Annotated in this window: 21 protein-coding genes; 6 read left to right on the top strand and 15 right to left on the bottom strand. The window is 54.6% G+C overall.

Annotated features, from left to right (window positions below; translation table 11 throughout):
- Positions 1–53: 53 nt before the first annotated feature.
- From Q1B46_RS20680 to speB, 11 genes are all read right to left on the bottom strand, one after another.
- Positions 54–707: an ankyrin repeat domain-containing protein gene (locus Q1B46_RS20680; RefSeq protein ID WP_299951546.1), complete on the bottom strand. Its 654-nt coding sequence runs from the start codon at positions 705–707 to the stop codon at positions 54–56.
- A gap of 168 nt (positions 708–875) precedes the next feature.
- The gene (locus Q1B46_RS20685) at positions 876–1,820 is read right to left on the bottom strand and encodes an ornithine cyclodeaminase family protein (RefSeq protein WP_299951549.1); all 945 of its coding nucleotides are present in this window, start codon (positions 1,818–1,820) and stop codon (positions 876–878) included.
- Positions 1,821–1,937: 117 nt separating this feature from the next.
- Positions 1,938–2,852 (bottom strand): polysaccharide deacetylase, encoded by a 915-nt coding sequence (locus Q1B46_RS20690; protein WP_299951552.1) that lies wholly within the window; start codon positions 2,850–2,852, stop codon positions 1,938–1,940.
- Between the two features lie 12 nt (positions 2,853–2,864).
- The gene (locus tag Q1B46_RS20695; protein ID WP_299951555.1) at positions 2,865–3,596 is read right to left on the bottom strand and encodes an SDR family oxidoreductase; all 732 of its coding nucleotides are present in this window, start codon (positions 3,594–3,596) and stop codon (positions 2,865–2,867) included.
- Entirely contained in the window at positions 3,593–4,366 is a 774-nt protein-coding gene (locus Q1B46_RS20700) for an SDR family oxidoreductase (protein WP_299951558.1), read from the bottom strand. Before Q1B46_RS20700 ends, Q1B46_RS20695 begins: the two co-directional genes overlap by 4 nt.
- A 1-nt stretch (position 4,367) precedes the next feature.
- Complete coding sequence (locus Q1B46_RS20705) at positions 4,368–5,168, bottom strand: ABC transporter ATP-binding protein (RefSeq protein WP_299951561.1); 801 nt, start codon at positions 5,166–5,168, stop codon at positions 4,368–4,370.
- 3 nt (positions 5,169–5,171) lie between these two features.
- A complete protein-coding gene (locus tag Q1B46_RS20710; protein ID WP_299951563.1) occupies positions 5,172–5,903 on the bottom strand; it encodes an ABC transporter permease in 732 nt (243 codons plus the stop codon).
- Positions 5,904–6,035: 132 nt separating this feature from the next.
- Positions 6,036–7,064 (bottom strand): ABC transporter substrate-binding protein, encoded by a 1,029-nt coding sequence (locus Q1B46_RS20715; RefSeq protein WP_299951565.1) that lies wholly within the window; start codon positions 7,062–7,064, stop codon positions 6,036–6,038.
- 247 nt (positions 7,065–7,311) lie between these two features.
- Complete coding sequence (locus tag Q1B46_RS20720; RefSeq protein WP_299951567.1) at positions 7,312–8,661, bottom strand: aspartate aminotransferase family protein; 1,350 nt, start codon at positions 8,659–8,661, stop codon at positions 7,312–7,314.
- 5 nt (positions 8,662–8,666) lie between these two features.
- Positions 8,667–9,734, bottom strand: a complete 1,068-nt coding sequence (locus Q1B46_RS20725; protein ID WP_299951569.1) for a phosphotransferase — start codon at positions 9,732–9,734, stop codon at positions 8,667–8,669.
- A 7-nt stretch (positions 9,735–9,741) separates the two neighbouring features.
- Complete coding sequence (speB, locus tag Q1B46_RS20730) at positions 9,742–10,692, bottom strand: agmatinase (protein ID WP_299951571.1); 951 nt, start codon at positions 10,690–10,692, stop codon at positions 9,742–9,744.
- Between the two features lie 104 nt (positions 10,693–10,796).
- Here speB and Q1B46_RS20735 point away from each other — a divergent pair, with 104 nt between their 5' ends.
- Positions 10,797–11,702, top strand: coding sequence for a LysR family transcriptional regulator (locus Q1B46_RS20735; RefSeq protein WP_299951572.1), 906 nt, complete (start codon positions 10,797–10,799; stop codon positions 11,700–11,702).
- A gap of 83 nt (positions 11,703–11,785) precedes the next feature.
- Here the strand turns inward: Q1B46_RS20735 and Q1B46_RS20740 are convergent, their stop codons facing one another.
- From Q1B46_RS20740 to Q1B46_RS20750, 3 genes are all read right to left on the bottom strand, one after another.
- Positions 11,786–12,781, bottom strand: a complete 996-nt coding sequence (locus Q1B46_RS20740; RefSeq protein ID WP_299951574.1) for a pyridoxal-phosphate dependent enzyme — start codon at positions 12,779–12,781, stop codon at positions 11,786–11,788.
- 1 nt (position 12,782) lies between these two features.
- Positions 12,783–13,712, bottom strand: a complete 930-nt coding sequence (locus tag Q1B46_RS20745) for a dihydrodipicolinate synthase family protein (RefSeq protein ID WP_299951576.1) — start codon at positions 13,710–13,712, stop codon at positions 12,783–12,785.
- A 98-nt stretch (positions 13,713–13,810) separates the two neighbouring features.
- Positions 13,811–14,728, bottom strand: coding sequence for a LysR family transcriptional regulator (locus tag Q1B46_RS20750; protein ID WP_299951578.1), 918 nt, complete (start codon positions 14,726–14,728; stop codon positions 13,811–13,813).
- A 155-nt stretch (positions 14,729–14,883) separates the two neighbouring features.
- Here Q1B46_RS20750 and Q1B46_RS20755 point away from each other — a divergent pair, with 155 nt between their 5' ends.
- The 4 genes from Q1B46_RS20755 to Q1B46_RS20770 are packed head-to-tail and all read left to right on the top strand — an operon-like array spanning position 14,884 to position 18,746.
- Entirely contained in the window at positions 14,884–16,023 is a 1,140-nt protein-coding gene (locus Q1B46_RS20755) for an aminotransferase class I/II-fold pyridoxal phosphate-dependent enzyme (RefSeq protein ID WP_299951580.1), read from the top strand.
- A 1-nt stretch (position 16,024) separates the two neighbouring features.
- Complete coding sequence (locus Q1B46_RS20760) at positions 16,025–16,633, top strand: PAS domain-containing protein (RefSeq protein ID WP_299951582.1); 609 nt, start codon at positions 16,025–16,027, stop codon at positions 16,631–16,633.
- Entirely contained in the window at positions 16,630–17,784 is a 1,155-nt protein-coding gene (argE, locus tag Q1B46_RS20765; protein ID WP_299951583.1) for an acetylornithine deacetylase, read from the top strand. The genes Q1B46_RS20760 and argE overlap by 4 nt, the downstream gene beginning before the upstream one ends.
- An 11-nt stretch (positions 17,785–17,795) precedes the next feature.
- On the top strand, positions 17,796–18,746 hold the full coding sequence (locus Q1B46_RS20770) for an ornithine cyclodeaminase family protein (protein WP_299951585.1): 951 nt from the start codon (positions 17,796–17,798) through the stop codon (positions 18,744–18,746).
- Between the two features lie 54 nt (positions 18,747–18,800).
- Here Q1B46_RS20770 and Q1B46_RS20775 read toward each other — a convergent pair whose 3' ends face one another.
- Complete coding sequence (locus Q1B46_RS20775; protein ID WP_299951587.1) at positions 18,801–19,850, bottom strand: SMP-30/gluconolactonase/LRE family protein; 1,050 nt, start codon at positions 19,848–19,850, stop codon at positions 18,801–18,803.
- Positions 19,851–19,927: 77 nt separating this feature from the next.
- Between Q1B46_RS20775 and Q1B46_RS20780 the strand changes: the two genes are divergently transcribed.
- A partial coding sequence (locus Q1B46_RS20780; protein WP_299951589.1) for a hypothetical protein occupies positions 19,928–20,140 on the top strand: 213 nt, incomplete at its 3' end.

Genomic DNA, 20,140 nt, shown 5'->3' on the forward strand with positions numbered 1-20,140 from the left:
CGTTCCACGGGGAAAATCGCGGTGGCCACAATCAGAAAACTCAAGGAAGCAATCTAGTCACTTAGCAGATTTGCCAAATTGTGATGTCCACGTGCCTTGGCGTGATCCAGCGGGGTACGACCATCTTTATCCGCTATGGTTTTGTCAGCGCCTGCATCCAAAAGCATCTTTGTGATGCGGACATAAGGTCCAGAGCCGTCGCCAAGTATCACTACCTCCAGCAACGCGGTCCAGCCGATGTTGTTGACCCGGTCTACAGGTGCTCCTGCTGCCAACAGCATTTCAACGATCTCGTCCTGCCCTTTCGCCGATCCGTAGATAAGCGCCGAACCTTCGTAAACGGATGTAATCATTGTAGCATCCGCACCTGCGGCCAAAGCCATGCGCGCCAGTTCGGGGTTCCTTGTCGTCACGGCAATATTCAGGATATCGCGGCGGCTGTTGTTCAGTGCATTTACGTCGGCACCAGCGTCAAGAAGCATCTGAACTGCTTTCATGTCACCTTCACGCGCCGCTATCAGCAGCAGGGTGTCGCCGGAAGCGTTGCGTGCCTGCAAAGCGGCCGGATCGCCCTTGATTACCTGTGAAACTGCTTCGGTATTTCCTTGTTCCAGCAACTCAAAAACAGAGCCGGAATCTGCCAGCAAAGGGGTCGAATGCACTATTGCAAGAAGGGCAGAAAAGGCGACTGTTCGGAAAGTGATCATTTCGGTTCAAGTTCTTCCTTAAGACAAGTGAACTCATTACCTATGATTTCATGTCAGGTCATTCAACTTCAAAAAATACAGCTTTTTAGCAGATGCTGACCTTCTCATCAAAGGCCACCTTCCGTCCTACCCTTCGCAGTTCGTGCCAATCCTATTTCTTCAAGCGATTTAGAGCCGTCCAAGAACAGCCTTCGCAATAGCGATATCTTGGACCGCAACACCAGTCAGATCAGCAATCGTGACCTGATCATCACTTTGTCGCCCGATCGATCGACCCGCAATTACATTCCCCAACTCGATCGCCTTGCCCTGAAGCGGAATACCCGCACGGCGCGCCTGGTAAATCTCACCACGCAGGTCACATTGTACCAGGCTGTCTGCGACCACTACATCTGCCATCGCAAGGATCGCAGGTGCGATTTCCGTTTTTTCGGGCGTGTCCGATCCCATCGCCGTGATATGCGTGCCCGGGCGGATCATATCCGCCTGCAGCAACGGCTGCTCTGCAGGTGTGGTAGTGACAATAAGCCGAGATTTGTCGCACAATTCCGCAAGTGTGGCAGAAACGGTTACCTCGTACCCCATCGCGGTCATGTCCGCGGCTGCAGCGCCAACCGAGTCATGCTTTCGCGCCCAGATCGTCAGGTCACGACAGCCCGTGACCCGTCGCAAATAATCCGCCTGAAGCCGGGCCTGCTCCCCGCTGCCAACAATTCCGATCACTTTCGGATCGCTTGGGGCCAAAGTTCGGGCGGCCACCGCTCCGGCTGCGGCGGTGCGATGATTGGTCAATTCACCTTCTTCAAGCAGAACAGCCTCAATCCTTCCGGTTTTCTGACTGACGGCGATCATGCAACCTCCAAAGGGTGGCATGCCGAGTTTGGGGTTGTCATAGAACCCCGTTGCTACCTTGATCACACAGAGATCATCACCACGAATTGCACCATATTTGATGTGCAATTCACCCGAGTTCTCGGGAAACAACAGCTCTCCTACTGGCGGCACTTCGACGTCACCAAGAGAAAAGGCTACAAACCCTTTGGCAATTTCCTCGACCACATCAACCTCGGGCAGAACCGCGTTGATCTCATCAAGGGTATAAACACCGGTCATCCTAAAAGTCTCCAGAAGCCAAACCTGAGCAGGTCATGAAGTGTTGGGTTTGATTTGGCCATAGAGGGAATCGAAAATCTGACCCAAAATCGGAAACCGAGCACGGCCTGAATTCCACTAGCTTTTGCCCAGTAATTCCTCTGGCACCTGAACACCCTTGGAGTACGGCAGCCGATCCCGGCGCGGTGTGTATCGCTCGTCAGCCTCAAGGCCCTGAATGTGCAAGGCGATTTCCTCAAGTGTGGCGAACCAGACATCGCCGGTTCCAACCATGTACTCCATCATCTTTTCGACCCTTTGCCAGCGTGACAATCGCCCGCTGACAAAGGGGTGCCAGACGGAAATCCACAATCCTCCGGGGGAGTGCCGGAGTGCTTCAAATTCAGCCATGAATATTTCCATAGCCCGGTCTGGCGCTTGTGGTGCAAACATATAGTTCAGATCAGGTGCATGAACGTAGGGCGGCCAGTCATCCGTTGCCCAGCTAACTGGCAACTCCAGCAAATCCCCCTGACCCGTTTCCAGAATATAGGGTACGTCGTCACCCATCAGCGACGTATCATATAAAAACCCCTCTTTCGCCAGGAAGTCGGGCGTTTTAGCAGACATATGGTAAAGCGGCGAACGATTGCCACGCGGGCGTTTGCCTGTGTGCTTTTCGATAATCTCGATCGAGCGGCACATCCAATCGTATTCTAGTGCCTCGGACAAACTGTTCGGCGCTTCGTGAATATAGCCATGATAGCCAATTTCGTGGCCGTCCTCGACGATAGCCTCGACTGTTTTAGCGTGGTTTTCGATGCACCAGGCCGGAATAAAGAAGCTCTGCTTCAGATCGAAGTTCCGAAAAGTTTCAAGTATGCGGGGCACCGCGACCTCGGGCCCATAGCGCAGCATTGACGTGGCCGACAATTTGTTCTGCGCGTTGCTACCGTGATGAATATGAACCAAGCTGTCCGCGTCCATATCCAGTGTAATTGCACAGGCGACCTTGGCCCCGTTGGGCCATGGAACGGGTCTTGCAAGTTGCATGGGTGTTTCTCCTTAAATCATAACGGCGCCGCCATTCGGGCTGAGCGTCTGTCCTGTAAAAAACCCTGCATCTGGTCCGCATAGGAAACGCACCAGACCGCCGATTTCTTCGGGGCGGCCGATCCGCCCCAACGGCACATCGAATTCCTTTTCGATCCAGTCCTGAGACATATTTTCGACCCCAAGCATCGGTGTATCAACCGGTCCGGGAGCAACCGAATTGACGGTGATACTCGGGGCCAACTCGCGCGCCAGAGATCGGGTCAACCCGACGACGCCCGCTTTGGACGCGCAGTATGCCGAAAAATCGGCACGGCCCAGATATGCGAGTTCCGAGGCAACAAGGATAATCCGACCCGAACCAGACCCCGCCATCATTCTTGCAGCCCCTTGAGCGATCAAGAAAGACCCCCGCAAATTGATCGAAATAAGCCGGTCAAATTCCGAAACATCCATATCCACCAGCCGTCCCTCGGACAGGATACCAGCCGCATTGACAGCCAGATCCAGACGGCCCTCGGTTTCGGCGATCGAGTGAAACAGCCGGTCGACACTTGCCGGATCAGACACATCGCATGTCACACCCCGTGTCCGCGCGACCCCTAAGCAGGTTTGGTTCAAATCGCGGATATCAGTGGCGATCACGGTCGCGCCTGCCCCGGCCAGCGCGCGAACGACTGCTGCGCCGATGCCTTGCGCCGCCCCCGTGACCAAAGCGACTTTGCCCTCAAGCTCGTTGGTCATTGCATCAACTCTCCTCGATCAACCGTAAAAGATTGCCCGGTTATGTTTGATGCAGCAGGCCCGGCCAGAAAGACATACATGGCAACCATATCCGCAGGCTCCATCAAGCCGCCCAACGCCTGAGCTGAAACAATTTCATCCAGCAGATCAGCCTCGGTTCGGTTTTGCCGAGCAGCCATGAAGGACAGTGAACGCATCGACGCCACAGTGCGCACCCAGCCGGGACAGACAGCGTTTACCGAAATGTCACGCGGCGCAAGTTCTTGCGCCAGGGAGCGCGTCAACCCGATCACCGCATGTTTGGAGGCGCAGTATGCGCTGAATTCTGCAACCGCTGTTTTACCCCACATGGACGCCGTGTTCACGATCCGACCACCATCCGGGATCTTATCAAGCAAATGCCGCGTCACCGAAAACGTGCCAATCACATTGGTCTCGATAATCTGGCGAAAGACCTCATCTACATGATCTGCCGGGTCGGTGATCGGGGTGATGTATTCGAACCCTGCATTGTTGATCAGCACATCAACCCGATCCACTGACGCACACAGCGCCATAACCTGCCCAAGATCCGAGATATCGCATTTTACATGCCCGACCTGCCGCCCATAATCGCCGGACAGCTTTTCGGCCACCTCCTCTACATCATCCTCTAGCGCCACAATCGTAACGTCGGCCCCCGCGTCAAGAAACCCTTGCGCCAACCCCAGACCAATTCCCCGATTGGCACCGGTAACGACCACATGCTTTCCGGACAGTTCAGCCGCCATCTCACACCCCTTCAAGCGTATGCGCGTATTCGGCGCGAATGATATCCAGAATCTCGGCGCGCAGTTTGAAAAACCGGTCCATATCGGCAGTGCCGTTGCGTCGGCTTTCCATCGGCAGAATCTCGTCCACGTGTATTTCGCGGACCACGCGTGCTGGTCGGGACGAAAAGATAACGATGCGATTGGCCAGCAGGATCGCCTCTTCCACGTCGTGGGTCACGAAGATCGTAGTTTTCTTCTCTGCCTTGTTGATGTCCATAAGCTGGAATTGCAGGTACTCTCGTGTTTGGGCATCCAACGCCCCAAACGGTTCATCCATCAACAGAACATCCGGAGAAGAGGCCAGAGTTCGCGCAATCGCAACACGCTGTCTCATTCCACCTGATATGCGATTGGTGTAGAAACCGGCATACTGCGCCAGCCCGACCATATTCAAATAATGGTCCGTCACCTCTTCCTTTTCCTGCGCGGTGATATCCTTGCGATAGCGGGTGCCGAACTTGATGTTGTCGCGCACGGAAAGCCACGGATAAGACGAGTATGACTGAAACACCATTCCACGTCTCCGGTCTGGCCCGGCAAGCCGATCACCATGTAGATGAATGGTTCCCTGATCCGGTGTCTCAAGCCCACCGACGATACGCATCAAAGTTGTTTTGCCACAACCTGACGGCCCCAAAAACATCACCATTTCGCCTTCTGCAATCGTCATAGACAATGGCAGAACAACTTTGGTTTCCGACGTCCCATCGTCAGACCAGTAGGTCTTGGCGACATCCTTTATTTCGATGAAGTTATCCATGGGTTACCTGCGCAGATATGAGAACAGACGGGCGTGGGCATAACGGAAAGCCTGATCCGTCAAGAGGCCTATGATCCCGATCGTAATGATACCAGCCATCACTTCGGGTGTTTTAACAAAGCGTCGCAATGACCAGATTACGTGGCCGATCCCGGAATTCGCTGCCACGATTTCCGCAACGATCAGATATGTCCAGCACCACCCCATCGTAATGCGAAGACTGTCGACCATGTTGGGCAAGGCTGCGGGAATTATGACGTGCCGCATGATCTGCCCGTTGCTTCCACCAAGGGTTTGACCGGATTCAATGAATTCAACCGGAACGCGCTTGGTGTCATCAGAAATCATCAGGATCAGTTGAAAGAACGTACCCATCCACAACACTGCAATCTTGGATGTTTCGCCCACGCCGAACCAGATTACCAGCAGTGGGACAAGCGCTGGCACAGGAAGATACCGGACGAAATCGACAAAGGGCTCAAGGATCGCACCTACAAACCTGTAGGTACTCATCAAAAGACCCAGTGGGATTGCCACGATCATCGACAGTAAGAAAGCAAACCAAACACGTCCGACACTGATCACGATGTCAGACGAAAAGTCGCGCTCGACAAACAAGCCGATGAAGGCCTGAACGACGGCGACGGGTGACGGCAGGAACTCAGGACGGATCGCACCGGATCGTGCCGTAACCTCCCAGGCGCACAGGAACAGGGCAAAGCCGATTATTCCCAAGGCCAGGTCCGTTCGGCGACTTAGGGGTTTGCGAAAAGCGAACAGAGACTTGAACACGCTTAGGCCTTTCGGGAAAAGAAATCAGAGTGGTGGTGACCCCGGCGCAATCCGCGCCGGGGCGTCGCCGGAGCGTTATCGCGTTTGCCCATCGAACAGCCCGTCCAGAACCGAGCCATCGACAAAGGGTTGGTAGTCAAGCGGTGCGTTTTGAAGATCCAGCACCACGTTGATGTCGTTGAAAGAGTCAAAGACCTCTTTTAACTTACCATCACCGGCTGAAGACGGCAGATAATCAACGCTTTCCTCAAAGGAGGTGTATTTCACTCCAGCCAGCGCCTCTTTCATTTCCGCGGCCGGAACATCGAAAGCGGGGGCCGAGATCGCGATAAACTTGTCCGGATCAGCGTTGTAGAGATCAATGGCACGATAGATCCCGCGCAGGAATTTCGCGTATTTCTCGGGGTTCTCCTGCAGGTCTTCGGTGCGAACAATGATCACATCAGTGATCAGACCCTCATAATCCGCCGAGGTCAAAAGCAAGTGCGCCCCTTCGCGCGACGTATTTTTGACGATGGACCCCATCATCGGTTCCCAGGTTGCCACGGCCGAGACGTTAGGATCTTCAAAAACCGCAGCCGAGTCGTCGGTGGCAATCAGCTGAATGTTGACGTCTTTTATGCTTTTGCCCTTCTCTGACAACGCATGCTGGATCAAGGTCGTCCCGGGATGGTTGATCTCACCGGCCATGGTCTTGCCGATCAGATCTTCGACCGACTGGATTTCCTGTGACGCCACAACGCCATCAGCCCCGACCGAGATATCGATGGTGCCGATCACAGTTCCGGTTGTATCAGGCTGGCGTGGGCGCGACATGCTTTCACCGATGGTCCGCATCGTGCACTCGATCGAGCCATTCGCCATCGCCGGCAACACGTTGGCGCGATCATTGTCAAAGGCTGTGCTTACGGTTAGGCCTTCGCTTTCAAAATAACCCTCTTCCTGTGCCACGAATACGGGTGCAAAGCCGAACCAGAATGGGAAAATACAGCTTATGCTGTCCTCTGCCTGGGCCGCGCCAGGGGTCATGTTCGCAGCGATCGCAATAACAGCCGGGGCCAACAGGGCCCTTCTGGCTGCCTTGGAAATCGAGTGGTCTAGCATGTCTTGGTCTCCTTGTTGGAAAAGGGATGGCTCTGACGGCCACTTCGTTCCGATATGAGACACGGTCAAATAGTAGGGAAAAATATGGGAATTGTTTACTTTACATCTATTTCTTTAGAAGTAACCAGCAGATGTATTGTAGATGCTCGCCATGTTAAGCAGTTGCTCAAGGTTCCCCTGCGCAACCGCTCAATCAAAGGTCCGGCATTTCGCCGGATCGCTTGCTTTGTGATCAGTGGGTTCGACCCTAGGAAACTGCCTTTAAGGCATCCTCGAACCCAGTCAGAAATCTGGTGGCGTTGTCTTCCGAAAATGTCAGATGTGGTCGTATTTTCAAGACATTGGCATTGAACGCAGTGGCGGAAATCAGAATACGCTGCTCACGCATCTTGTTGACAAGTGCCAGGGCTCTGGGGCTGTCGGGAACTTTGGTCTCGGGGTCTTTCACCATTTCCACGCCCATGTACAACCCGGTGCCGCGCACATCACCGATGCCCGAATGACGGGCTGCTATATCACGCAACCCTTCCAGCATGACACTACCCACCCGGTTGCAATTGGCTTGGAGACCCTCATTCTGGATAACCTCCAACGTCGCTTTTGCGGCTGCCATAGCCACGGTGTTACCACCAAACGTATTGAAATAGCGCATGTCATGTCCGAAACGCGCAGCAACTTCAGGCCGAATGGCGATACCCGCAACCGGATAACCGTTCCCCATGGGTTTTCCCAACGACACGATATCCGGCACCACACCATGGCGCTGATATCCCCACATATGCGTGCCGGTTCGGGCAAATCCACATTGCACTTCATCTGCTACAAAGACACCACCGGCGTTGTGAACGACGTCGATGACCGGCTTCAGCATGTTTGCATTTTGGGGAAAAATACCATCCGAGGTAAAAAGCGTATCCGCAACAAAAGCCGCTAATCCCTGACCCCGTCTGTGCAGGTCGTCTATTTGCTCTTGAACCCGCGCTGCCAGCCATTCGCCCATATCCGCTGTGTCAACGCGGTAAGTATCAGGTGCGGGGACGCGGCGGACCCATGTGCCCAGAGGTGAATTCTCACCCATAGATGGCGAAAACCCGGCCGTCAGTTCTGAGTTTCCATGATAAGCTTCTGAGGTAACGATGATGCCCTGATTGCCAGTGTGGTGCTTTGCCATGCGTAGGGCCAGATCGTTTGCCTCGGACCCGGTACACGTGAACATGACATGTTCGATCTCGGGCTCGAACGTGGCCAGCAACATCTCGGCAAAGTCCAGTATACCATCCTGCATGTAACGGGTGTGGGTACACATGACATCCATCTGCCTGGCGATCGCGGCATTCACATGCGGGTGGCAGTGGCCCACTGAAACCACATTGTTATACGCGTCCAGATATTCGTTCCCTTCTGAATCGTACATAAAGACGCCATTGGCTCGGCTGAACTCGACCGGGTTTGAATAGAACAATCTATAGGCCGGGCCCAACAAGCGGCTCCTGCGCTCGACGAACGCGCGCGTGCGGGTGTCAAGATTGTCGGCATTGGCCGGATCGAACCCGTTTACCATCTTCCCGCGTTTGGAAGATTTTTGAGCGGTTGTCATGGCGATCATCCTTTCTGACCGGAAAAAGACATCAAGAGACCGGAAACCTGATCCGGGCTGCGCGCCAGAAACCAGTCCAGCTGATGCCAGCCTTGATAGGTGTTGCGCATGATATAGCGCGTGTTTTCGGGGAACATCTTGGCCCGCCACAGGGTCAGCAAGGCACGCGTGACAACGCGAGCCATGACAAGATGCGGGATCAATGCAAGTTCATCATCGGTCAACTCAGTCACCTGAAGATAACCGCTCAGAACATCCCGGCCGCGATAAAGCAGGTCGTCATACGGCCCCTGCGGCAATTGATTAAGCAGTGCCGTCGCCACATCCACGGCGATCGCTGTTTTGACCGAGTCCCCGAAGTCGATGATACCCATGACAAATTCGTCCTGGTTATGATCAACCACAATATTAGATTTGCTGAAATCATTGTGCAGCACCTGTCGCCGACACTGTCGCAAAACTGGCTCGATGTTGCGGAAGCGATCAATCCCTTGCTCAAGCGCTGCGCGCTGAGTGGTATCCTCGACATGCCCAAGCAGATGTTCCAGGGTCAGCAAGTGTTGCACATCCCATGCATATTGTCGTGCGGCACCAGGATGGCTGAACCCTTCGGTTGCCAAACGCATTCGGGCCAGAACCTTACCAATTTCAACTCGTTCGCGGGGGTTGGATTCCGTCGAATCCAAAGGAACACCTTCCAGATAGCTCAGAACACGGACCACCCGTTCGTGCCCGCCTTTATCGGTGACAGGAACAAAATCCCGCCCGTCAGTTGTTTCAATTGTCTTGGGAATGCGAAGGGCAGGATCACGTTGCGCAGCATGGCGCATCAAGCAGGTTTGAAAATCAATCTCTTCCAGCGGCTCGCTGGGGTTGGCGATTTTCAGAACGTACTTGCACCCATCCTCACAGGTTACTTTGAACGTATCGTCCTTTTCGGTTTCGAACCTGCGCAACGCGCCGCGGAAACCATAGTGATCTTGCAGAAAACCATTGGCGTCGTCGGTAGATACTGGAACATACGCGCCACTCAATCCGCCCTGATCGGCCACAGCTATCGTGGTTTGGGTCATCACGTGGTTACCTTTTGCCGCGCGCTTCAGCCAATACGCAAAGCAGCTCATACATCACCGTGGCACCAGCCAGCGCCGTAACACCACCCACATCAAACGGAGGAGATATTTCGACAACATCAGCCCCAACATAGTTCAGTTCACGGAACCCTCGGATCAGTGCAATCGCTTCAGCGGTCGTAAGGCCTGCCACTTCAGGCGTACCAGTCCCGGGAGCAAAGGCCGGGTCGATACTATCGATGTCAAAACTCAGGTAAACAGGGCTATCTCCGACGATTTTTCGTGTCTCTTCGACGATAGCGGCAATACCGCGTTGCTGAACCTCTTCGATGAACATGACGCGCATTCCGGCTTGTTCGGAATAGTCCCAGCCTTCGGAAACATTTTGCGCCCCGCGTATACCAATCTGAACCGTCTTGCTGGGGTCGATCAGATTTTCTTCATGCGCGCGTCTGAAAGGTGCGCCATGGTTGAACTTGGATCCCTGGAAACTGTCCCATGTGTCGGTGTGCGCGTCGATGTGGATCAAAGCCACCGGTTCTGCGGCAACTGCGCGCAGCAGCGGCAGAGTTACCGAGTGATCCCCCCCGCAGGATAACGGCATGACATCCGCCGCGACTAAGGTTGCTGCAAACTCTGCGATGTCCTTGTGGCTTGCTTCAATGTCAAATGCGGATTGAAAGGGCACATCGCCAACATCCGCGACACGGCACAGCTCATACGGGTTGATGCGCGTTGCGTGGTTGATGGCACGCATCAGGCTTGATTGGTTGCGCACTTCGCGCGGGCCATGGCGCGCGCCGGGGCGGTTGGTCAGGGCCCCATCATAGGGGATACCCAAAATGCCAATGTCCACGTCCGCCAGCGACTGTGCAACCGGGGCACGCATGAACGTAGCCAACCCGCTGTAACGCGGGGCGAACATGTCGGGCGATGAAGGTGGAACGAATTTTGTCACGAGAATAACCCTATGTTGTCTTTGAAAGACAGAAATCACGCTTGATTACCGCCAGACAACACATGATAAACAATGATTACATCTATAAAGATCGTAGGAACTGAATGCTCACGTCGATTTCCACCCCGGACCTTCATCTTTTGCGTGTCTTTGTTGCCGTAGCTGAAGCCGGAGGGTTTTCTCGCGCACAAATTGCCCTGAACGTCAGCCAGTCGACAATCAGCACACAGATGAACGATCTGGAAACACGATTGGGCATGCGTCTGTGCCGTCGTGGACGCGCTGGTTTCGCGCTGACCGAAGAAGGGCATGAAATCTATCAGATAGCGACCGAGCTGTTGCGGGATTGCCAGACATTTGTCGCACGGGCCAACAGCGTGCGTGGTGAGATTACAGGCCAGCTGCAGATTGCCACTGCTGATGCTCTCTTAGGAAACGAAGATTTCCCGATGGATCGCATCCTGTCTGACCTGCGAGACGCAATGCCTCAGGTCAAACTGCATCTGCGCGTTATGGAGCCGCTAGAGATTGAGCGCCGGATATTAGAGCAAAAGCTTCATATGGGCATTCACACCTTCCCCAACCATGCGCCCGGGCTAAGGTATGTTTCGTTGTTCAAAGAACAGCAGGCATTGTATTGCGGTGTCGGTCATCCCCTGTTCGATGCCCCCCAAGCTGATCCTGCTGACATTGAATCCTATGACTACGCATCGCGATCCTATTACGGGGGTTCATTACGGCCAGGTGGCCTGAAACCCGCGCAGGAAAACATCCACAGCGGTAATATGGATGGCATCGCAGCGGCCATCTTGTCAGGGCAGTCTCTAGGTCACTTGCCCGCCCAATGTGCAAAATCATATCTCGAGGCCGGTCGGATGAGGCAGATTTGTCCGGAACAGTTTTCCTATGATGCAGTATTTGAGGCGGCCTTCCCCGTTGGGGTCCGCCTGTCCCGCGCTCAGCGCATTTTGGAAACGATAATCGAGCAGAGCTTTAAGCCCAAGTTTTAGTATCGCGGCGGGATAGAACTCAAGCAGGTGAATTTTCAAAGACTACCGTCACCTCAGGCATGGTTGGACGGTTCCCAAGTGGCTCAGCTTTCGCCCTCATTTCCTTGCGTGACACGATAAAATGTACCGAGGTCGATGTTTCGCCCGCTCATCACTACGATTGCCCTCTTCGGATTTCGATCTTTGACGCCAGGGGATAACGCCGCCAGAACGGACGTGATCGAACCGCCTTCGACAATCATGCCCTCATGGTCTGCAAAACGCCGCATCTCACTGGTGAGGCTTTCTTCGGAGACAAGAACAGCATGGTCCATCAGATCTCGGATAATGGGAAACGTGCACTGGTTCCGAAGTCCAATCGCGCCGGTAATACTGCTGGCCAGGCTTGGGTGTTCTTCCACATGTACGGGCTTACCTGCTTCTAGGCTTCGCACCATGCCCGGCTCGATCTCCATGGACGAACCAATAACTGACACATTCGGCGATATTGCCTTGGACGCCAAGGCGATGCCCGACAATAGGCCCCCACCCGACAATGGGGCAATGATTGTGTCCGCATCCGGCAGATCGGCAAAAGCCTCCAGTGCGATCGTGCCCTGCCCTGCAATCACCCGCAGATCGTCATAAGGGTCCGCCCAAGTATAGCCTTCGCTCGCGATTAGCTGATCGGCATGCGCCTGGGCGTCATCCTGGGTGTCACCGTAAACGATGACCTCTGCCCCGTAAGATCGCATGGCGGCGCGCTTGTTTTCAGGACAAAGGTCACAAACCACAATCTTCGCCGAGATGCCCAAGCGTTTCGCAAGATAGGCCACGGCGCGTCCGTGGTTGCCGCTGGACACGGCGATGATACCGCGTTCGCGCTCATCGTCAGTCATTTGCAGAATACGGTTCGAGGCCCCGCGTATCTTGAAACTACCTGTTTTCTGCAAATTCTCAAGCTTGAGCCAAATCTCATACCCGGCGCGTTCCGACAAATACTCCGAGAATATCAACGGGGTTCGTCGGACGATCGGATCAATCCGCTTGCGCGCGCTCATAATGTCTTGAAGGGTGGGAAAATCTGACGGTTCGATCATGCTATGCCTCTCTCCCAAGCCCTTCGGGAAACTGAATTTCAAACGGTGCTGTCAATTGAACAAGCTGCGCGTTACGGGGTGCCGAAAGCGGCAAAAGCGGAGGACGCAACGCCCGCCATCCTTCGTCGCCGGAGACTGAGGCGATTACGTCTTTCACCGCTTCACTCACAGGAAATTTCAGCAACACGTCCTCCCATAGAAGCGAGAGTTTCTCGTGTGCAGTACACACCGCTTCGCTTTTCGATGGCCAGTCCTCCCGGACTTGCGCCAGCAAGTTTGGCACAAGATTCGCAGTCGCAGTTATAGCCCCATGTCCTCCGGCTTCAAGCAGCGGCCAAAGCAAGTGATCATCCCCGGTAAATACCTTTAGTTCAGGAAACCGCTGGACCACTGCAAGCATATCCTCAAGGCAGCCAGTGCTATCCTTTATCCCAACAAAAACACCGGGATAACGATCAGTCAATTGTCTGATAAGTGTCTGGCTTATTGGGGCGCCTGTTGCTTCGGGGAAGTGATAAAGGATCAGGCCGCAGGCGTCGCTGCCCAAAGCCTCAACCACTCCGACAAAGAATGCTAGAATACCGGCGTTGGAAGCCGGGCGAAAAAAATATGGCGGGTGAACCAACACCCCTGCGCATCCCTGCTGCAAAGCGTGTCGGCTAAGAACCACTGTATCTTCGACCGAGCAGCAACCGGTACCAATCACCAACTGATCCGCCTGGATACCGGACGCGAGCATCGCTTCCAGAACGGCTTGTCTTTCACCGATTCCGAATGATGCCGCCTCACCAGTTGTCCCAAAAAGAACAATGCCATCGCACCCGTTATCCAGCAACCAACGGCAATGTGCCGCTAGTTTGGGGGTGTCTACAGATCCGGTCACGTCGACCGGTGTCACGGATGCCGCACACACAGGTGGCAAGTTTCCCATGAGGTCGTCCTTTGGTTTTGCTCAATATGTTCCGGGGAAGCCGATGTAAGAACCCCAAGATGCAAAAGTGTACTCTTGTCCGTCAGAAGTGACGTTGCTTAGATTTTTTGTACTTCGTTTAGCGCCGCCAGAAACTTCTCAGCACGGCGATCCTTACGTTGCCGCCTAAATGCGACCTTGATATCCGTATTGTACGAATAGGTTTTCGGATCTAACGGCCAAATTTCCGCGTTTTCGATCCAACGCTCGCAAACATGACGTGGCAAGTAGCCAAGGTACTTTCCGCTTAAAACCATACCCAACATGGCCTCGACGGTAGACGCCGTAGTCGTCTCGGACGGTGAGCCAGACGGGGCGTTGTGCTTGGCATCGTCGTATTTTCGCGCGGAATATTCGGATCTCGACACGACTTCTGCCAGCGCGTCCTTGTCCTCGACCCCATATGCGGGGTGCCCACGGCCGCAACATAACAATTGTTTTTCACTGTGAACCACCACCGACTCGAGCGCATTCGAGATTTCGAGGAACGGACCAATGGCCACGTTCAACTCATCATTTAGCAAGGCCCTTTCCATTCTTGGTGCAGTCATGATCGACATATGAAGATCAATGTCCGGGAAGCTGGTGATGAAAGATCTGATCACCTTGTAAATCGGGCATCTCAGATTGGTCAGAATTCCGTCATCCATAGCGACGATGAACTGACCCCGCATATCCCCCTTGAACGCATCCAACGAGCTTTCAAATCGGTTAAGCGCTGAATTGAGGTGGCTGAGCTGAGAATAAACCAGATGACCGCCTTCTGTGACCTGAAAGCCGCTGCGCCCTCTTTCGCAGACGCGGAAACCCAATCGCGTTTCCAGATTCGAGATCGCGGTACTGATCGCCGAAAGGCTCATGTTCAGATCATATTGGGCGCTGGACAGACCCCCCGCTTCGACGACCTTGGCGAAAACATGGAACAGTTTCAGGTCAACATCCTGAAATCTTGTGTGGTCTTTCGGACTGTTATTCATGGTTAGCTTGCTTTGGTCCTTCAGGCCGTGAAAGCCCTTAATATCTGTTTAACTGTTGCCCGCTCAATCGGAGCCTTGACCGCGTGATTAGACTGAACTATCTAATTTTGATGTTTTCGTCAAATCCCATGCTGATATCAGGAGACGGCCACCTCATGACACTCGCATCTTTCGCGCCCTTCCAAGTCGAACAATTCCTCTCAGAGCTTGAGCACGGGGTCGTCTACAATTTCTCAGAAAGTGGCGTACACCCGATGTCGCTGCAGGGCCTTGTCGATCTGGCCGATCTGGACATGTCGCAATTGATGCAAACCATGTTGGATTACCCGCAAGTCAACGGAAAGCAATCGCTGCGCGATACCATCGCCGGCTTCTATCCCGGCGCGTCATCAGACGGTGTTATGATTACGGTGGGCGCAACCGAAGCCAATACCCTGGTCGCAAATACGCTTTTGCAGCACGGCGACAACGTGATCTGTTTCCGCCCCACCTATGAACAGATTTCGGGCAATGCCCGAAACCGTGGGAACGAAGTGCGCTGGGTCGATCTGGTCGAGGCCGATAGCTGGGCAATCGACCAAGATGGCTTGAACAATGCAGTGGATGACAAAACCCGCATCATCCATGTCGTCAACCCGAACAACCCGACTGGTCAGGTCATTTCCGACCAAGACCGCGCTGCGATCATAGACGCGGCAAACCGCGTGGGTGCCTGGATCGTGGCGGATGAGGTCTATGCCGGAACCGAGCGTCAAGGCGACGCAGAAACACCGTCTTTCTGGGGCAGTTATGACAAGGTTCTGATCGTCAATTCCATGTCCAAGGCTTACGGCCTGCCGGGCCTGCGACTGGGTTGGCTTGTCGGGCCCGAAGACGTCATCACCCAAAGCTGGCGGCGCCACGAATACGCGTCGATCGCGGCATCGATGCTGTCGATGGAATTGGCTGATATCGCTCTGGCGGAACCAACGCGGTCCAAGCTAAAATCCCGTGCGCGACAATTAATCCGGACAGGTTTTGATGTTCTGACGGATGAACTGGCCTGGCACCCCGGTGTCTACGACGTCGTACCGCCAAAGGCATCGGCCATGTCCTTTGTCCGTTTCGACCTGCCCATATCATCCGAGAACCTGGCGATGCGGCTGTTGAAAGAGAAAGACATTTTGGTGATCCCCGGATCGCGTTTCGGCGTAGAAAACCACTTTCGGTTCAGTTCGGCCCTACCCGAAGACCACTTGCGTGAAGGACTGTCCCTGCTCAATGACCTGACAGGTAACATTCTGGCAGGTCGCTAAGATGCAGGACCTAAGGGCAAACGCAGAGGCACTAACCCGCGCGATTCCAATGCTATTTGGCAACCGTGTCGAGGTCGTGCTCCACGACCTCGACACGGATTCCATTGCCTCGATCGAAAACCCGTTTTCGCAGCGCAAACCGGGCGATCCGTCGAATATGCATGAAACCGAATTTCGGCCCGGTGAAACCGTAATCGGCCCCTATGAAAAGGTGAATTGGGACGGCAGCATACTCAGATCGATCAGCGTTGTGCTCCGCGACGAAGCAGGAATTGCAAGACTTGTCCTGTGCATCAATCACGATCAGGCAGACCTGCAACAGCTCAGCCAATTGGTGCGCAATCTGCAACCGGCACAGGTCGCTTCCGCGCAGCCGGATTCACTGTTTCGCAATGACTGGCACGAGCGCCTGAATGTCTTTGTCAGCGACTGGTGCGCACATCGCAACACGCGTGTGGACTCGCTTGATCGCGAAGATCGGCGCGCACTGGTCAATGCGCTGGAGACCTCAAACGCATTGGCCGAGCGCAATGCCGCCGCCTATGTCGCCAGACTATTGGGCGTCAGCCGTGCGACGGTCTACAATGACCTCCGGGCCGTTGCGAAATGATCCGTGATCTGAGCGCAGAGCTTGAAATACTGGAACAGCTGGTCCGCTTTCCTACTGTTTCGCACCGCTCTAACACCGATCTGATCGAGTATATTTCTGCCCTTTTGAACCGCCAAAAAGTCAGTTTCCACCTTGTGCCCGACGCCTCGGGCAACAAGCTGGGGCTGATTGCACATATAGGGCCACAAGTCGACGGCGGCGTATTGCTGTCCGGTCATACGGATGTCGTACCCGTGGAAGGGCAGAACTGGGCTTCTGACCCTTGGACGTTGACCTGCAGAGGCGGTGATTACTACGGACGCGGAACCTGCGATATGAAGGGGTTTCTGGCCCTTGTATTGGCAGCCGTTCCTCAGATGGCCGCTGCCCCGCTGGTTCGCCCAATACAGTTTGCCTTTTCCTTTGACGAAGAAATCGGCTGTCTCGGCACACAGCCGATCCTGCAGGCACTGCAAGATCACCTGCCCCGCGCATCATCAGTGATCGTCGGCGAACCCAGCATGATGGGTTTGGTCACCGGCCACAAAGGCGGGCTTGGTTTGACAACGACGATCACCGGCAAGGCGGCACATTCGTCGCGCCCGGATCTTGGCGTCTCGGCGATCGAAGCTGCTGCCACATTGATCCAATGGCATAAGGATGAAACTACAAAGCATGCGGCGCGGACGTCGCCGAATGGCTTCACACCGCCTTATTCAACAGCCCAGGTTGGCACAATTCATGGCGGTATCGCGTTGAACACGATCCCCGAGACCTGCGTTCTGGAAAGCGACATACGCTTTGTCCCACCCGAAACCGGCGCGGATTGGGTGGCGCGCTATCAGAACATTGTTCAAGTCGCACAAAGCGCAATGAAGGCGCAACATGGTGATGCCCATATCGTTGTCGAAGTGCCCGAGAACATACCCGCACTAAACCCGGAACCCCAAGGCACAGCAGCGCAACTGGTGCGCGGCCTGACAGGTGACAACGATGACCGGTTCGTCTCATACCAGACAGAAGCCGGGCATTTTCAGGCTACCGGATACTCTACCGTGATCTGTGGTCCGGGCAGCATCGAACAGGCCCACGGGCCGGATGAATTCATTTCTGCCAAACAACTGCAACAAGGCCAGACTTTTCTGACTCGCCTGATCCAGACCCTATGTTGAAGGACAAAAACATGCCCGACACTCCTATCATCCTGAACGCTGAACAGATTGCGGACCTGATACCGCGTATTGATCTGGTCACCGAACTGCGCAGTATGTTCGCGGAACTTGGTCACAAACAGGCCGCGCAACCGGCGCAAACACTGACCCTGTTTCCCGATGATCGCGGCGACTATATCACCTATCTCGGGGCGCAGGCGCAGGCCGCAACTTTCGGCGCCAAATTGTCACCCTATCTGGTTACCGGGGGAAAGCCGATCATCACAGCCTGGACCCTTCTGATGTCCATGGAAACTGGTCTGCCTCTGCTTTTGTGCGACGCAGGGCAACTCACGACAGAGCGCACAGCAGGCACAACAGCATTGGCCGTAGATTTCCTTGCTAAGAAAGAGGCCCACAAACTGGCAATCATCGGCAGTGGAGCCGTTGCACAAGCCCATTTCCGCCACGTACAAAGCCTGCGGGAGTGGGACGAGGTGCGTGTCTTCTCTCCGGGGCTGGAGGCGAACGCGGGCCGAAAGGCAGAATGGCGCAGTTTGTCCGCAAATGTACAGTTCAGCGACAGCGCTGAAAACTGCACTAAAGACGCGGATGTGGTGATGTTGTGTACATCGTCGGGCACCCCGGTGATTGATACCAAAGCTGTGCAACCCGGCGCTCTGGTGACATCAATCAGCACCAACGTCGCCCGCGCCCATGAGGTTGATCCAGCCTGGCTTTCGCAAGCACAAGTCTATTGCGATTACCGTGAAACCACGCCTGCCTCCGCAGGGGAAATGGTTCTGGCTGCACAAGAAAACGGTTGGTCCGCCAGCGAGATCAAGGGCGATCTGGCAGAGCTTGCAACAGATAATTGCCCGCTGCCCGGCAGTGATCGGCCAGTGTTCTTTCGGTCCATTGGGTTAGGTCTGGAAGACATCGCTGCCGCCAACGCCGTTCTGAAGCTGGCCCGCAAAACCTGAACCGCCTCGACGGGGTCCACGCCTTCCTTGCGTGGACCCCAGGCATTGCGTTCGTTACTTCAGGCGAATGCGATACAAATCCGCACCCCCAGTCATATACAGGAAGTTAGCTCCGTCCGGTTGGCGGACAAATTCTGTATTGGTTGGCCAGACGTCGCCGGTCGGGAAACGGCCAATCTGCTGGCCATCCGGCGCATAGACATAAATCCCCGGCTCATCCACTCCGAACAGGGCAACATACAAGTTACCCGAGGCATCGACGTTTATCCCGTCGGGGCCCAAAGTATTTACGCCCTCATAGTCAACGAGAATTTTGCGGGGGCCAACACTGCCGTCATCGTTTACCGGATATTCCAGGACAGCCATCAGGCCCGCATGAACCGGCTGATCCTTCACATGTCGGCTGTAATCCGTTGAACTGTTGTCATTTGCAGCAGCGACATACAGCTTGCTGCCATCCGGTGAAAACGCAAGACCGTTCGGTTTGACAGCATCTGCAACTACCAGAGTTGCGTTGCCATCATTTTCAATACGATACACACCCTGAATTGGTTGCTCGATTGATTCATGACCGCTGTATCTCGGGTCTGTAAAATAGATCAAACCATCCGGCCCAATCGTCAGGTCATTGGGCGAGTTCAACCGCCGACCCTGATAGCTGTGTGCCACCACATGCGATCGTCCGGTTTCTGCATCAATTCGCGAAACGCGACGGCCGCCAAAATCGGCACCTTGCGCCACAAAGAGGTCTCCGTTGTTACCAATGATCAACCCGTTCGACTGGCCGCTGGGCGAGCGAAATACTGAAACCGCGTTTTGACCCGCATCAAATTTCAGGATCGTTCCTTCTTGATGCCCCGCGTCCGAGCAATCTGCCGTTGAAGCAATATCGCTGAAATAGACATTTCCGTCCGCGTCACTTGCGATACCTTCGGTGAAGCACTGGGCGGAATGTACGTGTTCCCACTTGGCCGTATCATCGACGATCTGTTGCAGCCCCTCTGGCTTGGGCAAGTCGGTCGCGCCCGCCGCTGCCGCAATCCAACAGGCGCCGGAAACCGTAAGCGCGCGTTTGGACAAAAGGGCCATTGAAAACATGTTCATTTCACATCACCTCGCGTTGGAACAATTTTGTCTCGCGCCAGGTTTGCTTGAAAGCTTGGTCCCAGATCGATTGTCCCGTGAGTCAGACCAATAACCTGGCGCGATTATCGCTAGGGTTCATGGTCCAGCGGCCCCTATCAATCCGGATTTGGGTAAGTTTACTTCTGGCCCTCAAAAGTGAAAATCAGCGGCTCATCGGTAAGTTGCAAAGCTGCTTAGCGAGCGAAGTTCAGTTTGAACTGCATTTTGGTTTTTCGCTCGGCGGGGAGGTGTTTGTTGAGGTGTTTGTT

The sequence above is a fragment of the uncultured Ruegeria sp. genome (assembly GCF_947500045.1).
Taxonomy (GTDB): Bacteria; Pseudomonadota; Alphaproteobacteria; order Rhodobacterales; family Rhodobacteraceae; genus Ruegeria.

Coding starts and splice junctions, on each gene's coding strand:
- Q1B46_RS20680 (WP_299951546.1), bottom strand. CDS start 707: ATGATCACTTTCCGAACAGTCGCCTTTTCTGCCCTTCTTGCAATAGTG.
- Q1B46_RS20685 (WP_299951549.1), bottom strand. CDS start 1,820: ATGACCGGTGTTTATACCCTTGATGAGATCAACGCGGTTCTGCCCGAG.
- Q1B46_RS20690 (WP_299951552.1), bottom strand. CDS start 2,852: ATGCAACTTGCAAGACCCGTTCCATGGCCCAACGGGGCCAAGGTCGCC.
- Q1B46_RS20695 (WP_299951555.1), bottom strand. CDS start 3,596: ATGACCAACGAGCTTGAGGGCAAAGTCGCTTTGGTCACGGGGGCGGCG.
- Q1B46_RS20700 (WP_299951558.1), bottom strand. CDS start 4,366: ATGGCGGCTGAACTGTCCGGAAAGCATGTGGTCGTTACCGGTGCCAAT.
- Q1B46_RS20705 (WP_299951561.1), bottom strand. CDS start 5,168: ATGGATAACTTCATCGAAATAAAGGATGTCGCCAAGACCTACTGGTCT.
- Q1B46_RS20715 (WP_299951565.1), bottom strand. CDS start 7,064: ATGCTAGACCACTCGATTTCCAAGGCAGCCAGAAGGGCCCTGTTGGCC.
- Q1B46_RS20720 (WP_299951567.1), bottom strand. CDS start 8,661: ATGACAACCGCTCAAAAATCTTCCAAACGCGGGAAGATGGTAAACGGG.
- Q1B46_RS20725 (WP_299951569.1), bottom strand. CDS start 9,734: ATGACCCAAACCACGATAGCTGTGGCCGATCAGGGCGGATTGAGTGGC.
- Q1B46_RS20735 (WP_299951572.1), top strand. CDS start 10,797: ATGCTCACGTCGATTTCCACCCCGGACCTTCATCTTTTGCGTGTCTTT.
- Q1B46_RS20740 (WP_299951574.1), bottom strand. CDS start 12,781: ATGATCGAACCGTCAGATTTTCCCACCCTTCAAGACATTATGAGCGCG.
- Q1B46_RS20745 (WP_299951576.1), bottom strand. CDS start 13,712: ATGGGAAACTTGCCACCTGTGTGTGCGGCATCCGTGACACCGGTCGAC.
- Q1B46_RS20750 (WP_299951578.1), bottom strand. CDS start 14,728: ATGAATAACAGTCCGAAAGACCACACAAGATTTCAGGATGTTGACCTG.
- Q1B46_RS20755 (WP_299951580.1), top strand. CDS start 14,884: ATGACACTCGCATCTTTCGCGCCCTTCCAAGTCGAACAATTCCTCTCA.
- Q1B46_RS20760 (WP_299951582.1), top strand. CDS start 16,025: ATGCAGGACCTAAGGGCAAACGCAGAGGCACTAACCCGCGCGATTCCA.
- argE (WP_299951583.1), top strand. CDS start 16,630: ATGATCCGTGATCTGAGCGCAGAGCTTGAAATACTGGAACAGCTGGTC.
- Q1B46_RS20770 (WP_299951585.1), top strand. CDS start 17,796: ATGCCCGACACTCCTATCATCCTGAACGCTGAACAGATTGCGGACCTG.
- Q1B46_RS20775 (WP_299951587.1), bottom strand. CDS start 19,850: ATGAACATGTTTTCAATGGCCCTTTTGTCCAAACGCGCGCTTACGGTT.